The following is a 13,925-nucleotide window of genomic DNA, read 5'->3' as shown; positions in this document are numbered from 1 at the left end:
CGCGAAAAACAAAAAAGGCCGCGTAAACGCGACCTTTTGGCTTTGGCTCAGAATTACTTCTGAATGCCCAGCTTCTTCTCCAGGTAGTGGATGTTTGCACCACCGTGCTGGAAGTTCTCATCTTTCATGATTTCCAGCTGAAGAGGAATGTTGGTTTTGATGCCATCAATGATGGTTTCCTGCAGGGCGTTACGCATACGCGCAATGGCCACGTCACGGTTTTCACCAAAGCAGATCAGTTTACCAATCATGGAATCATAGTGTGGTGGCACTGAATAGCCTGAGTACACATGAGATTCCCAACGCACACCCATGCCGCCTGGCGCATGGAAGCGATCGATTTTGCCTGGGCTTGGCAGGAAGCGCTCTGGGTCTTCCGCGTTGATACGACACTCAATCGCGTGGCCGCGGATTTGGATGTCATCTTGCGTGAATGACAGAGGCTGGCCAGCGGCAATGCGAAGCTGCTCTTTGATCAGGTCAACGCCGGTTACCATTTCGGTCACAGGGTGTTCAACCTGAATACGGGTGTTCATCTCAATGAAGTAGAACTCACCGTTTTCGTACAGGAACTCAAACGTACCTGCACCGCGGTAGCCGATTTCCAGACACGCGCGGCAACAACGTTCACCGATGTACTTGCGCATTTCAGCAGTGATACCCGGCGCTGGCGCTTCTTCAACAACCTTCTGGTGACGGCGCTGCATCGAACAGTCACGCTCACCTAAGTGAATCGCACCGCCCTGACCATCAGCCAGAACCTGCACTTCAACGTGGCGTGGGTTTTCTAGGAATTTCTCCATGTAAACCATGTCATTGTTGAAGGCAGCTTTTGCTTCTGCGCGGGTCATGGCAATAGCGTCAGTCAGTTCTGCTTCAGAACGAACCACACGCATACCGCGACCACCACCACCACCGGATGCTTTGATGATCACAGGGTAGCCGATGCGTTTTGCGAAAGCCTTGTTCTTAGACTCGTCGTCGTCAAGCGGACCATCAGAACCTGGTACACAAGGTACGCCCGCTTTTTTCATCGCGTTGATGGCAGACACTTTGTCACCCATCAGGCGGATAGTTTCAGCGCGAGGACCAACGAAAATGAAGCCTGATTGCTCTACCTGCTCTGCAAAATCTGCATTCTCTGACAGGAAGCCGTAACCTGGGTGGATAGCCACCGCACCAGTCACTTCTGCAGCACTGATAATGCGTGGGATGTTCAGGTAACTTTCAACGCTTGATGCAGGACCGATACAGATAGATTCGTCTGCCAGCAATACGTGCTTCAGATCGCGATCGGCGGTGGAGTGAACGGCAACCGTTTTGATGCCGAGCTCTTTACACGCACGAAGGATGCGAAGCGCAATTTCACCGCGGTTAGCGATGACAATTTTATCTAACATAGCTGTCCTCGATTACTCGATGATGACCAGAGCTTGGTCAAACTCTACTGCTTGGCCGTCTTCACACAGGATAGCTTTCACTACACCCGCTTTGTCTGCTTGGATTTGGTTCATCATTTTCATCGCTTCAACGATGCAAAGGGTATCGCCAACATTGACTGATTGACCCACTTCAACGAAAGACTTCGCTTCTGGGCTTGGAGAGCGGTAGAAAGTACCCACCATTGGAGACAGAACCTGGTGACCCGCAACTTCTGCTTCAACTGCTGGTGCTTCTGCTGCCGGAGCCGCCGCAGGCGCTGCTGGTGCCGCTACTGGAGCAGGAGCGGCTGCGGGTGCTGCGTATACCTGAGTGGCAACTGGCGCGGTTGCTCGGCTGATGCGTACTGACTCTTCACCTTCAGAGATTTCCAGCTCAGCGATGCCAGATTCTTCAACAAGCTCAATCAGTTTTTTGATTTTACGAATATCCATGATGTCTATCTCTTTGAAATTATTGTTCAGTTGTTCTCTGCTTGCAGACGCTTGGCGACCGCACGTAGAGCAAATTCGTAACCGTCAGCGCCCAGTCCGACTATCACGCCTTCTGCTTTATCAGAGAAGTAAGAGTGATGACGGAATGGCTCACGGGCGTGAACGTTTGAAAGGTGCACCTCAATAAAGGGAATGCCGACAGCGAGAATGGCATCTCGCAACGCCACGCTGGTGTGCGTGAACGCGGCTGGGTTGATAATGATGAAATCAACCTTTCCCATGGCCTGATGGAGGGTATCAATCAGGACGTGCTCCGCATTGGACTGCACGTGTTCAAGTTGGATATTGAAAGATGCTGCTAGTGTCGTCAGATCGGCGACGATCTGATCTAACGATTGCTGTCCGTAATGGCCTGGTTCGCGAACCCCAAGCATGTTCAGGTTCGGACCATTGATAAGTAAAACTTTGCGATTTGTCGTCATATTGATCGCTTTGTTCCTGTTCTTGTTGCGAAAAGGCGTTAACTTCTGCTTTTCAGCACCCAAGGGTGCGAGAACCTGAAAAATGGCACTCCAGCCATCTGCTGATTCGCAATTATAGAGAATTCACCGCAAATGGCAGCAAAATACTGGTCTTATCAGACAAAATCTGACAATCCAGCGTACAGATTACGCAGATATGACAGACATTTCGTGGCAGTAGTTCACGAAATGACCAGTTAGGAGGGTGAATCTGTTAGGCAGATCTCATCCGGCGTTTTAAACGCACTGTTTTTCGCCACTCATCTTACCGACCTCTTTGGTGCTCTTTTTGTCTAATTATTGAGACATTAAATCGAAATACCTTAAGGATGAAATAGTTAGTCAAGGTGAGTAGTTAGGCTCAATTTTCATGCCATATAATCCACTATTTTTTTATTTCTGGCTCAATGTAGCGGGGTTTTAGGTTTTTAAATGGGATGCCGTTCTGTTTACGGAAGCGATACCGCACTATCTAAAAACTAATCAATTAAGTGCTCAAAAAATGATTCACCTGTACGATAATTAAGGCATTGAGGTGCTGCAACACCTCGTTTTAGCAAGCGTCATTGGGTGCGAGCCCCAAGATTATTGGGAGGGGAATATGATTCAGAAGCGCTATGACTCATTGAGTCGATTGTTACATTGGAGTATGGCGGCCATCATCATTTATACGACGGTGGCGGGTTATGTCATGCATTTGGTCGTGGGGACGAAGGCGTTTGATGTGCTATCTGTGCTGAACATGTCATTTGCAACGATAGGTACTGTCTTGTTCATCATGCGATGGGTTTGGAGTTATTTTCGCCCAAAAGTTGAGTCGGTTAACTCAACGACTACGTTTGAAAAAAACATCGCCAAGTTCATCCACAGTGTTATCTACCTTTTAATGTTCTTGGTGTTTGTTTCCGGTTATTTGATGCTTAAAGAGCCTTACTGGTTCTTCTGGCTGGTGAAGATACCTAATCCGGTCACTGATATGGTCATTAATGATTTCTTCTTCTTTGTTCACCGGGCAAGTTGTGCGGTGTTGGGGATTATCGTGGTCATGCACATCGGTGCCGCTTTGTATCACCAGTTCTGGCTGCGCGATAACCTGTTAGCGCGATTGATGCCACCCAAGCCTGTGGTCATGCATTTCAACCAAAAAAAGGGCCGCGTATAGCGGCCCTTCGGGATCAAACCTTGGTGGTTATACCACGCTGGATTTCTCTGCGATAAGTTTGTCGACCACGCTTGGGTCCGCCAGGGTAGAAGTGTCACCCAAACTGCCAGTATCGCCGGTTGCAATCTTACGCAGGATACGACGCATGATTTTGCCTGAGCGGGTTTTCGGCAGTGCGTCTGTCCAATGGATGAAGTCCGGTGTCGCGATAGGACCGATTTCCTTACGTACCCAGTCTTTCACTTCTTTGGTCAGCTCTGCACTTGGCACTTCACCTGAATTCAGCGTGATGTAGGCATAGATAGCCTGGCCTTTGATGTCGTGTGGAACACCAACAATTGCCGCTTCTGCAATCTTGTCGAATGCCACCAGTGCAGATTCAATTTCTGCGGTACCCATGCGGTGACCGGAAACGTTCAGTACGTCATCTACACGGCCTGTGATCCAGTAGTAACCGTCCTCATCACGACGTGCACCGTCACCGGTGAAGTACATACCTTTGAAGGTTGAGAAGTAGGTTTGCTCGAAACGCTCGTGGTCACCGTTAACGGTACGCATCTGGCCCGGCCAAGAATCTAGCATGACCAGGTTACCTTCGGTCGCGCCTTCGATGATGTTACCCATGTTATCAACCAGTGCAGGCTGAACACCGAAGAACGGACGAGTTGCCGAACCTGGCTTCAATGCGGTAGCGCCTGGCAATGGAGTGATCAGGATGCCGCCGGTTTCAGTTTGCCACCAGGTATCCACGATAGGACACTTGCTGTCACCGATTGTCTTGTAGTACCACTCCCACGCTTCTGGGTTGATTGGCTCACCCACAGAGCCCATGATGCGCAGTGAGTCACGCTTGGTGCCTTCAACCGCTTCGTTACCTTTCGCCATCAGGGCGCGGATTGCGGTTGGAGCGGTGTACAGAATGTTCACCTGATGCTTATCAACCACTTCGCTCATACGGGCAGTTGATGGGTAGTTAGGCACGCCTTCGAACAGAATGGTTTTCGCACCGTTTGCCAGCGGCCCGTAGATCAGGTAGCTGTGACCAGTGATCCAACCTACATCAGCAGTACACCAGAAGACTTCGCCTTCCTGATAGTCGAACACGTATTTGAAGGTCATGGTCGCGTAAACCAGGTAACCACCGGTGGTGTGAAGAACACCTTTTGGTGTGCCGGTAGAGCCTGACGTGTACAGAATGAACAGCGGGTCTTCTGCGTTCATCTCTTCTGGTTCACAGTTCGCAGACACCACGGCTGTTGCTTCGTGCCACCATACATCGCGGTCTGAGTTCCACTCGATGGTGTTACCAGTGCGTTGGTAAACAACGACTTTTTCAACTGACGTGACTGATGGGTTTGCAAGCGCTGCATCCACGTTTTGTTTTAATGGTACCGCACGGCCGCCGCGCACGCCTTCATCGGCAGTGACAACCACTTTTGCGTTGGAGTCGACGATACGGCCAGCCAGTGCTTCTGGAGAGAAGCCACCGAATACGATGGTGTGAACGGCACCGATGCGGGTACATGCCAGCATCGCAATCGCCGCTTCCATTACCATAGGCATGTAAAGACACACTACATCGCCTTTGCGCACGCCTTGGCCTTTTAGTGCATTGGCGAACTTACACACTTCAGTGTGCAGCTCTTTGTAAGTCAGCGATTTGTCGTCGTTCGGGTCATCGCCTTCCCAGATCAGGGCAACCTGGTCGCCTTTTGTCTCAAGGTGGCGGTCAATACAGTTGGCAGAAACGTTTAGTGTGCCGTCCTCGAACCATCTGATGTCGACGTGTCCGGTATCAAAAGAGGTGTTCTTCACCTTAGTGAAAGGTTTGATCCAATCTACGATCTGGCCATGCTCACGCCAGAATCCTTCTGGGTTAACAACAGACTGCTGATACATCTCGCGGTAGGTGTCGTTGTTTGCGTGCGCTTTGGCTTCGATTTCCGGCATAACCGGATGCAGGTGAACCTCACTCATTATCTTTCTCCTTGTGTTCCTGCGTGATGCTGTCTGGCATCGTCAAATATTCGACCACGACAAATTAGAATATAGGGTACGGTCTAACGGTCTTGTTCCATTAAGGTCGGATAGTTAGGGATTCTCGACAATTAGACTTTAGGATGAAGAGGCCGTTTTCTCTGGGTTTTGTGACCTTTCAACAGTCACAGTGAGGCGTCGCTCTCATTTACATGCAGCGGGTTGCGGGGAAATTATCAATAAGTGGGCATTGGTACATCACCGTACTTTAGTCGAACATAGATCAGAGCCGCACTAATGGCATCATCGAGGGCGTCATGCCGCCCGGAAAGGGGCAGGTCGAGGTGGTGTCCTATCGCCTCCATACTCAGGTCGTAATAGGCATTCGGCAAAATGTGTTCCAGCTTGCGACGGTATATGTCACTCACTTCTATCGTGCGGTTGGGCAGTTTGAAGCCAAGATGCTTTTTGGCATAGCGGTCAAGGATCGCTTTGTCGTACTGGATGTAGTAACCCACAATAGGCCGATTACCAATAAACTCGATCAGCTTGAGCATGGCTTCTTTTTCTGAGACGCCATCGCTCAGATCCTGATGTCGGATGCCGTGAATTTTTACCGACTGGGCGCTCAGTGAATTGGGCGCGCGAAGGGAAATGGTGAAAGGCTCGCTGGTGACAATCTTATTGCCGCGGATTTTAGTCGCAGCGATGGTGACCAGTTCGGCTTTGTGTGGGTCCAGGCTGGTGGTTTCGCAATCCAATGACACCAACTCTTCATCACTGGGCGAAGAAAACAGGGGGGCATACTCGCTGTCGCGCCACTTGTACCTGAGCCATAGCCTTTCCACCAGGTTCATGCTAGTCCCTTACCTGATAGTGCGAAGCCAGCCGTTCTTTGAACTTTTTCACCACGCCGAGGCAATCTCGCAGCAAATCCCGTTCTGTGCGTGAAAGCTGGGTGACGTCTAACTGGTTGCCCGTGCTGGCATCGCTGTCGAGCTGTTGTTTCAGGCGCACCTTCACGAAAAGCTTTAGCGCTTCAGAGAGGTTATTGGCGGTTTCCTGATCCAGTGCCTTGCATTCGACCAGTGCATCCAGTCTCTCAAAGGTATTGGTTTCGGTGAGCCCTTTTTCCAGTGCCAAGGTGCGAACGCCATGCACCAGCGGGAAGATGCCGCCTTTTTTGACATCCAACCCTTCTTTATCCGCCTTTAGGCTACCGAAAAGCGTCAGAGGAACACGGAACGCAAGGCAGGGGCGGACGAAGGTATTGAGCGTCAGCATATTGTTTTTGAGTGTGGCATGAAGCTTTTCCATCACAGGCTCCAGCAACGTTTTATTGCCAGCTACCGCATGACTGTCAGCAATGATGGCTAGGTCCATCAGGGTGCGTTCGTCAGAAATTTTGCTCAGGGCGACCATTTCTTTCATCCACTCAGATTGGGTTTTCACCCAGCGCGGATTGTTAACCATGACATTGCCGGGGCAGGGCGGGTAGCCGAGACGACTCAGCACTTCACTGAATCTTTCCATGTAATGTTGAACGTCGGGCCAATCGGCATCGTCAGCGAGAATAAGTCCGTTGTCCTGATCGGTTTTCAGTACCTGTTCACCGCGCCCTTCCGAGCCCATCACAAACAGGCAGCATAGATTGTGGAAGCTTTCTGGAATGGTGAGACGGAAGGCTTTTTCGATGATCTGTTCGTTGACGGCGGAAATCAGCTCCATGACAAATTGGGTGTGGATGCCGTTATTCGTGAGATTGGCGACGAGCTGATGTTGGTTATTGGCTGCGAGCGCCAGTTCCTCAATCGAGTGTGCGCGGTTGATTTGGAGTGTGAGTACGTGAGAGTGCGTGGAAAAGAGACTCAGCACCTGAGTCATATCCAGCATGCCGACCGTCTCGCCATCTTCGGTGACGCGCACCCGTTTTACCCGGTCGCGGGTCATCAGGATCATCACGTTGAACAGGTACTCGCCCATCTCGACACTGATGACCGGAGAAGTTGCAACTTCTCCGATAGGAGATGCTAAGGTGCAGCCATCCTCAACCAATGCGTGCAGCAAGTTGGTTCGGGTAATGATGCCAATATCGTGCGGCTTGCCTTCGAGGGCGACCAGTGCGCAGTCCTGACGCTCGCGGCGAAGGTTTAACGTGGCATCCTGAATCGAGGTGCCGTGGGGCATGGTCATGATGGGCTGGATGTTGGTTTCATCCACTTGAGTCAGGATGAATTCGGCAAGGTTCTGCTGTTGTTGCGCCTTTTCCAGCATGCGTTTTCGTTTACTGAAACTGGTATTGAAGTAGTCAGCAAACGACTGGTTTTGGTCATAGAGTTCGAGAAACACGGCTTTGGGCAGTACATAGCAAAGCGTGTCTTCTACCACGCGGTATCTGTGGTGTGCATGGCCTTTCAGCAGCGCACGGGCATCAAACAGATCGTCTTTAATATACTGCGCCTGCACTTCCTTGGTATCAGGATTGACCTCCTGAACGCGTCCTTTGATGACGATATAAAGGGCATTATTGCCTTCCCCTTTTTCTATCAGTACATCACCACGGCGGTAATAGGCGATATCCAATGAGGACAGCAGATGCTTTGCTTGCTTGGCATCAAGGCGGTCAAATGGGGGAGAGGAAGTGTCGAACGGTTCAGGCATGGCGGCAAACTCCGTGTTATTAACCACGCGCGCAGCGCGTCTTTGCAACTCTCAGTGTGTCGTACGACCCGTTGCCTTGCCAGCCGACTTTAGTCTATTAATCCATGCTAAGTTGAGACTGTAAGTTTGGATGAATCGCTGTCAAAATAGCCATCCTCGTTGCGGCAGAAAGGATGCGCCAGAATGAGTTACCCCCGTCCCACCCCCTACCATTGGCTATCTATTTATTACGGCGCCTATTTCTTTGCGTTCGGGGTTTATCTGCCTTTTTGGTCAGTATGGCTGGCGTGGCTTGGCCTCTCTGCAGATGACATCGGTATCGTGTTGGGCGCAGGCGTTATGGCGCGCTTTGTGGTGAACCTGACCCTCACGCCTCGTTTTCACTTACCTGAGCATTTGCTTCCCGCTATTCGGTGGCTGTCATTTTTAGCCACAGTGATTGGTTTTCTGCATTTGATGGCAACGCCGGATTTACTCTGGCTAACCGCGCTTTCTATTGCGATTAACAGCGTGATAGGGCCGTCTATTCCCGTTTCAGATGCATTAGCCAATCATTACAACCGCCGGAAGCTGATTGATTACGGGCGGGCGAGGCTCTGGGGCTCGCTGGCGTTTGTGGTGGGTTCCATGATGGCAGGAACCTTGGTGGAGCGATTTGGGCCGCCAATCATTGTACCTCTCGCTGCTGGGGCGTTACTGTTGACCTGGTGTTGGAGCCTGTCTTCGCCTCAGCAACTACCCGCGAAGGAAGAAACCCAAGCGATGGTTAGAACGCCATTGCTTCAGGTACTTCGCGTGAAATCCGTGTTGGTGTTTCTTGCTATCGTCTCCTTCATTCAAGGCAGCCACGCCGCTTATTATGCATTCAGCGCGATTCATTGGACCCAGGCAGGCGTTTCCGACGTGATGGTGGGCTACCTGTGGAGCTTTGGCGTAGTGGTGGAAGTGATGATGTTTGCACTGGCCGCAAAGGTATTCGGAAGTTGGCAGGTACAATCACTGTTTCGACTGGCAGCGCTGGCGGTGATTCTGCGTTGGTGTTTGACTGGGTGGAGCACCGATCTCGGTGTGCTGTTTACGGCACAGTCACTTCATGGCCTGACGTTTGGCGTCGCCCATATCGCTGCGATGCGCTATATCCAGCAGCAGGCAAGCGACAAGATCATGGCGTTGCAGGCATTGTATAGCGCAATCCCCATGGGGGTGGTCATGGCACTGCTGACGGTCGTGAGCGGTGAACTCTACGAACAGTTAGGCGGGGACAGCTTCTATGCCATGGCGCTTCTTGGCTTGCCTGTTCTCCTGCTGACATTGAAAGCCGACACCGCGGAAGAAGTAGTAAGGTCCTGAATTTGCGGTACGCATTTAGAGCTCGCTCACGGAGATAAAGTGGCGCGTTGTTGTACAACTGAGAGCATGGTAAACAGACTCTAGTTAAAAGTTTGTCATGGAAGGGATTATGTCGGCGGGATGGATAGTGGTGCCTGTGGCACTGGCATACCTGGGCGTTTTGTTTCTTATCGCCTGGTATGGAGATAGTCGACCGCGCTGGCTACGTGGCTGGCGTCCATGGATATACAGCCTTTCTATCGCCGTTTATTGTACCTCCTGGACCTTCTTTGGCACCGTGGGGCAGGCGTCGAGTCAGCCTTGGTCATTCCTGCCTATCTACCTTGCGCCAATTCTTGTTTTTACCATTGGCTGGCGGTTTCTCGCCCGGATTATCCTGATCGCCAAGCGCGAGCACATCACCTCGATTGCCGACTTTATTGCCGCCAGGTATGGGAAATCCCAAGGCCTAGCGGTGATGGTCACTGTGATAGCGGTGGTTGGTATTCTGCCATACATCGCGCTGCAGCTTCGCGGGATCACCATGGGACTGGATGTGATTGCGCCTGACATTGGCGAGAGTGCAGGGCTTAACGAAGGACAAATTGCCTGGCTGGTCTGCATGTCACTGGCGATGTTTACCGTGTTGTTTGGTACCCGCCATATCGACTCTACCGAGCACCACCGCGGCATGATGATGGCGGTGGCCTTTGAGTCCATCGTCAAGCTAGTGGCGTTTTTGGTTGTGGGCTTCTTTGCTGTGGGCTTGTTACTCGATGCTCCAGGGCCATTGCCGACATTGAAAGAAGCCAATGTCGTCGGAGCACCGGATTGGGGCGCATTGCTGGTTCATACTCTGCTGACCATGGCGGCGATTATCTGTTTGCCACGCCAGTTCCACACCATGGTAGTAGAAAACGCCCGTGCGCAGGATTTGCACACCGCACGCTGGGTGTTTCCGCTTTACCTTGTGTTGATGGGCATGTTCGTTTTGCCATTGGCGTATGCAGGTCAGGCCTTCCTGCCTAATATGTCTGCTGAAACCCATGTTATTCAGCTGCCGCTTTCCACCGGCAATGAGGGCATTGCACTGCTGGCATTCTTGGGTGGTGCATCGGCGGCAAGCGGCATGGTAATTGTGTCGACCATTGCCCTTGCGATCATGGTGTCGAACGATCTGGTACTGCCACAACTGCTGCGCCGCATGCGGGTGTCGAATCGCAACTTTACGCAATTCTCCGGTTTGTTGCTGAACGTGCGCCGCGCGCTGATTTTCCTCTTACTTATCGGGGCTTGGGGCTTCTATCAACTGATCCTCGAAGTACCGTCGCTCTCGGCGATTGGTTTTCTCTCCTTTGCTGCAATTGCCCAGTTCGCGCCGCCGCTTGTCGCGGGAATTTACTGGCGTCAGGCCAATAAGAAAGGCGTATATGCCGGGCTCTTCGCCGGCTTTATTGTCTGGTTGATGACCCTGATGATGCAGACGGGCATGTTGGCCGGCAACGAAGATACCAACCTGGTGCTCTGGATTCTGGCACCGCCGGATATCCCGTTCTTCCAGTCATTAAGCCCGGTGAACTGGGGCATGATCCTGAGTGTGATGGTCAATACCTTCTGCTTTGTGCTGGTGTCGATGGCGACGAGACCTTCGCTCAGTGAACGTCTGCAAGCAGCGAGTTTTGTTGGTACGCCGCTCCCGGAAGGAGATGATTCCAGCCTGTATCAAAGCCGTGTGACAGTGGCGGAGCTTGAAATGCTGGCCGCCCGTTTTGTTGGACGCACCCGCATGCGCCAGACGTTCCGCACCTTCGGCGAGCAACGCGGTGAAGTCTTGTTGCCACAGCAGCAGGCGAGTGCTGCGCTGATTCGTCATACCGAACGTGTATTGGCTGGTGTATTCGGTGCATCGTCTGCCAAGCTGGTACTGACTTCTGCGCTGCAGGGCAGGAACATGCAGCTGGAGGAAATCGCCACCATCGTGGATGAAGCTTCCGAGCTTTTCGATTTCAGCCGTGGCTTGCTTCAAGGCGCAATCGAACACATCAGTCAGGGTATTTCCGTTGTCGATAAACAACTCAGGCTGGTGGCATGGAACCAGCGTTATGTGGAGCTTTTCAATTTCCCGCCGGATTTGATTCAGGTTGGCAGACCGATTGCGGATGTGGTCCGCTACAACGCCGAGCGCGGTTTGTGTGGCCCTGGTGATATTGAAGAGCACGTAAAAAAACGCGTGGGCTATTTGCGTCAAGGTTCGCCGCATACTTCTTCCCGTGTTCACCCTGATGGCCGGGTGATTGAGGTGCAGGGTAATCCGATGCCGGGCGGTGGATTCGTCATGAGCTTTACTGACATCACCGCCTTCCGAGATGCAGAAGAAGCGCTGAAGCAATCCAATGAAACACTGGAAGCAAGGGTTATAGAGCGGACCAAAGAGCTTGAAACCTTGAACCGTCGCCTTATCAGTGCCACCGCCAAGGCCGAGCAGGCCTCGCAATCGAAAAGCCGGCTATTGGCGGCAGTAAGTCATGACTTGATGCAACCGATGAACGCCGCGCGTCTTTTTGCGTCCTCCCTGAACGAAATGGCTGAAGAAAAAGAAACCCAAAAAATGGCGGGTCACATCGAGAGTGCGTTAGGAGCGGCAGAAGATCTTATTGGTGATTTGCTGGATATTTCCCGCATTGAATCGGGCAAGATGAAGGCCAAAATCACCAACTTCGAGCTAGATGAAGTCTTCTCAACGCTGGCCGCAGAATTTGGCGTTATCGCTAACGAGCAGGGCGTCGATTTCCGTGTTCAGCCAACGGGCCTTCGCATTCGCTCTGACAGACGATTACTACGCCGCGTATTGCAGAACTTCCTCACCAATGCCTTTCGCTACAACCCGAATGGCCGTGTGCTGTTGGGTGTGCGTCGTCATGGTTCGCAGTGCCGCATCGAGGTGTGGGATAACGGTCCGGGCATTCCACAAGAAATGCAGCAGGACATCTTCAATGAATTTACCCGCATTGACCGTAAAGGTGCTGAGCTCGGTTTAGGCCTCGGTCTGGCGATTGCCCGCGGGATCAGCCGTATTCTGAACCAGCCTCTCAACCTGCGTTCCTGGCCGGGAGAAGGCACCGTTTTTTCCATTACAGCCCGCATCGAATCTGCGCCTCAGGTTTGTGACACTGGCGTTGAGCGTGAAGAAAAGGACAAAAATAGTGAGCCACTCGCTGGGGTTCGCGTGCTCTGTGTAGATAATGAAAGGGACATCCTGGCGGGTATGGAAAGTCTGCTGACACGGTGGGGGTGTCAGGTTGATGTGGCAGAAGATCTCGATGGCGTTGTTGCGTTGATTGAACAAGGCCAGAGGCCGAATGCCATCCTCAGTGACTATCACTTGGCGCCGGAACTGACGGGGCTCGATGTTTTGCAACGTTGCCGTGAAATGCTGGGAGATGACTTCGTCGGTGCAGTGATCACCGCCGACAGAACACAAGAAACACGAAATCTGGTGCGGGAGCTAGGCTTTGGTTATATCGCCAAACCCGTGAAACCGCTGAAACTAAGAGCGCTGCTTCAACAAGGGGTAAGCTGATATGGAAGCGTTTACGATTCCCCGATTAGATACCGATGTGGGCTTGGTACGGGTCGAAGGGACCTGGGATCCAGTGACTGGAGAAATCCAACTGGTTGAAATTGATCAGATGGGCACAGATGGCTGGGTGGATGTGACTTTTTGGCTGTCAGAGCAAGAACACGAAGCGAGAGTGGCGGAAATTCTAACCGCCACCAAACTCTACCTCGTCACTCAGTAAAATGACTGCTGGAAACCTAGGAGCGGCTTATTGCTGCTCCTCGTTCAACAGTGTTTTGTACTCGACGAAAACTGCCGTCGTTTCACCGTAATACAGCGTACCGTCTGATTTCACGACCAGATGGATTTCACTGTCTTCTGAGTTCGGTGCTGGCAGATCAACCCACCATTCTTTTGTGTTTGCACCGTTAACATCCATATCGACCGGATTTGAACGGTCGCCTTCTTTCTGGATAAGACTGATTTTTGCCCCTTCCAATGGGTATTCTGACGTCAGCTTTAACACCACTTCACTGTCAGACAGACTTTCTGAACGCAGCTTGAGTTTGAAGTCGCCATTTTCAAGCGAGCAAATACCACTGGTGTATCGACAGTTTGAGTCGGCAGCGAGTTTGTAGGTTTCCCCTTCTTTGGCTGCGTGGGGTTTCTCACTGACTGCTAAGTCCACGCCAAAATAGGCTATCAAGGCCAGAATTGGGGCCACGAGCATGGCGGCAATTACGTGTTTGTTTTTTAACATGATAAAGAGTTCGCTTTCGTCCTTGGGCTAAGGGGTAACATACCATAGTGCGGTAGTCCCTCGAGGATAAAAAAAGCCCCTG

The 13,925-nt window shown here is 51.7% G+C and carries 11 protein-coding genes; 4 read left to right on the top strand and 7 right to left on the bottom strand.

The window, feature by feature from the left end; all coding sequences use genetic code 11:
* Nucleotides 1-53: 53 nt before the first annotated feature.
* From accC to aroQ, 3 genes are read right to left on the bottom strand one after another with little or no spacing between them, the layout of a single operon-like run.
* Nucleotides 54-1,400, bottom strand: coding sequence for an acetyl-CoA carboxylase biotin carboxylase subunit (gene accC, locus D515_RS22620; RefSeq protein ID WP_002542000.1), 1,347 nt, complete (start codon nt 1,398-1,400; stop codon nt 54-56).
* Nucleotides 1,401-1,412: 12 nt separating this feature from the next.
* Entirely contained in the window at nt 1,413-1,874 is a 462-nt protein-coding gene (gene accB, locus D515_RS22615; protein ID WP_002541999.1) for an acetyl-CoA carboxylase biotin carboxyl carrier protein, read from the bottom strand.
* A 26-nt stretch (nt 1,875-1,900) separates the two neighbouring features.
* Complete coding sequence (aroQ, locus tag D515_RS22610) at nt 1,901-2,356, bottom strand: type II 3-dehydroquinate dehydratase (protein ID WP_039850575.1); 456 nt, start codon at nt 2,354-2,356, stop codon at nt 1,901-1,903.
* 640 nt (nt 2,357-2,996) lie between these two features.
* On the opposite strand from aroQ, the gene D515_RS22605 reads away from it, so the two are divergent.
* Nucleotides 2,997-3,557: a cytochrome b gene (locus D515_RS22605; RefSeq protein ID WP_039850566.1), complete on the top strand. Its 561-nt coding sequence runs from the start codon at nt 2,997-2,999 to the stop codon at nt 3,555-3,557.
* Between the two features lie 27 nt (nt 3,558-3,584).
* Here D515_RS22605 and acs read toward each other — a convergent pair whose 3' ends face one another.
* The 3 genes from acs to D515_RS22590 form a co-directional block, all read right to left on the bottom strand.
* Complete coding sequence (acs, locus tag D515_RS22600) at nt 3,585-5,534, bottom strand: acetate--CoA ligase (RefSeq protein WP_002541996.1); 1,950 nt, start codon at nt 5,532-5,534, stop codon at nt 3,585-3,587.
* 236 nt (nt 5,535-5,770) lie between these two features.
* Nucleotides 5,771-6,391: a 3'-5' exonuclease gene (locus tag D515_RS22595; RefSeq protein WP_002541995.1), complete on the bottom strand. Its 621-nt coding sequence runs from the start codon at nt 6,389-6,391 to the stop codon at nt 5,771-5,773.
* Nucleotide 6,392: 1 nt separating this feature from the next.
* The gene (locus D515_RS22590) at nt 6,393-8,195 is read right to left on the bottom strand and encodes a DUF294 nucleotidyltransferase-like domain-containing protein (protein WP_002541994.1); all 1,803 of its coding nucleotides are present in this window, start codon (nt 8,193-8,195) and stop codon (nt 6,393-6,395) included.
* A gap of 183 nt (nt 8,196-8,378) precedes the next feature.
* Here D515_RS22590 and D515_RS22585 point away from each other — a divergent pair, with 183 nt between their 5' ends.
* The 3 genes from D515_RS22585 to D515_RS22575 all read left to right on the top strand — a co-directional run bounded on the left by D515_RS22585 (nt 8,379) and on the right by D515_RS22575 (nt 13,324).
* On the top strand, nt 8,379-9,545 hold the full coding sequence (locus D515_RS22585; RefSeq protein ID WP_002541993.1) for a 3-phenylpropionate MFS transporter: 1,167 nt from the start codon (nt 8,379-8,381) through the stop codon (nt 9,543-9,545).
* 109 nt (nt 9,546-9,654) lie between these two features.
* A complete protein-coding gene (locus D515_RS22580) occupies nt 9,655-13,104 on the top strand; it encodes a hybrid sensor histidine kinase/response regulator (protein ID WP_002541992.1) in 3,450 nt (1,149 codons plus the stop codon).
* A 1-nt stretch (nt 13,105) separates the two neighbouring features.
* Entirely contained in the window at nt 13,106-13,324 is a 219-nt protein-coding gene (locus D515_RS22575; RefSeq protein WP_002541990.1) for a hypothetical protein, read from the top strand.
* Between the two features lie 27 nt (nt 13,325-13,351).
* Here D515_RS22575 and D515_RS22570 read toward each other — a convergent pair whose 3' ends face one another.
* Nucleotides 13,352-13,843, bottom strand: coding sequence for a hypothetical protein (locus tag D515_RS22570; RefSeq protein ID WP_002541989.1), 492 nt, complete (start codon nt 13,841-13,843; stop codon nt 13,352-13,354).
* Nucleotides 13,844-13,925 lie beyond the last annotated feature (82 nt).

It is taken from the genome of Grimontia indica, from assembly GCF_000333895.2.
Classification (GTDB): Bacteria; Pseudomonadota; Gammaproteobacteria; order Enterobacterales; family Vibrionaceae; genus Enterovibrio; species Enterovibrio indicus.
Note: the sequence above shows the minus strand (reverse complement) of the source record. Positions and strands in the feature narration are given on the sequence as shown.

What these genes read in the sequence shown, in the direction of transcription:
- accC (WP_002542000.1), bottom strand. Translation starts at nt 1,400, where the DNA reads ATGTTAGATAAAATTGTCATCGCTAACCGCGGTGAAATTGCGCTTCGC.
- accB (WP_002541999.1), bottom strand. Translation starts at nt 1,874, where the DNA reads ATGGATATTCGTAAAATCAAAAAACTGATTGAGCTTGTTGAAGAATCT.
- aroQ (WP_039850575.1), bottom strand. Translation starts at nt 2,356, where the DNA reads ATGACGACAAATCGCAAAGTTTTACTTATCAATGGTCCGAACCTGAAC.
- D515_RS22605 (WP_039850566.1), top strand. Translation starts at nt 2,997, where the DNA reads ATGATTCAGAAGCGCTATGACTCATTGAGTCGATTGTTACATTGGAGT.
- acs (WP_002541996.1), bottom strand. Translation starts at nt 5,534, where the DNA reads ATGAGTGAGGTTCACCTGCATCCGGTTATGCCGGAAATCGAAGCCAAA.
- D515_RS22595 (WP_002541995.1), bottom strand. Translation starts at nt 6,391, where the DNA reads ATGAACCTGGTGGAAAGGCTATGGCTCAGGTACAAGTGGCGCGACAGC.
- D515_RS22590 (WP_002541994.1), bottom strand. Translation starts at nt 8,195, where the DNA reads ATGCCTGAACCGTTCGACACTTCCTCTCCCCCATTTGACCGCCTTGAT.
- D515_RS22585 (WP_002541993.1), top strand. Translation starts at nt 8,379, where the DNA reads ATGAGTTACCCCCGTCCCACCCCCTACCATTGGCTATCTATTTATTAC.
- D515_RS22580 (WP_002541992.1), top strand. Translation starts at nt 9,655, where the DNA reads ATGTCGGCGGGATGGATAGTGGTGCCTGTGGCACTGGCATACCTGGGC.
- D515_RS22575 (WP_002541990.1), top strand. Translation starts at nt 13,106, where the DNA reads ATGGAAGCGTTTACGATTCCCCGATTAGATACCGATGTGGGCTTGGTA.
- D515_RS22570 (WP_002541989.1), bottom strand. Translation starts at nt 13,843, where the DNA reads ATGTTAAAAAACAAACACGTAATTGCCGCCATGCTCGTGGCCCCAATT.